The following is a 277-nucleotide window of genomic DNA, read 5'->3' as shown; positions in this document are numbered from 1 at the left end:
TGTGCCGACAGAAGGGGACATAGAGTCCCCTTGCCTCGCTGATCCGCTCGGTGAGACTGAAGCGTTAAGCATTCAAAAAGGTGTGCTCAAACTTCATCTGCATTACTGGTTAAGCTGTGGTTCATGGTATGTGACCAATCACACGCATACCTTCCGATACCAAGACCGTGCATTTAAACTGAGTGGTTATGATGTTGATGATTTCCACCGTGCATCAGGCGACATCACGGCGCGAAGTATCAACTTTATGAACGGTAAAGTAAAAAGTACGACAGGT

The 277-nt window shown here is 46.9% G+C and carries 1 pseudogene; it reads left to right on the top strand.

The window, feature by feature from the left end:
• A pseudogene (locus ACG9ZB_RS17280) lies at positions 1 to 277 on the top strand (hypothetical protein); the annotation flags it as partial.

The organism is Acinetobacter johnsonii, assembly GCF_048551975.1.
GTDB classification, from domain to species: domain Bacteria; phylum Pseudomonadota; class Gammaproteobacteria; order Pseudomonadales; family Moraxellaceae; genus Acinetobacter; species Acinetobacter johnsonii_A.
This window is presented reverse-complemented; position numbering and strand designations above follow the sequence as displayed.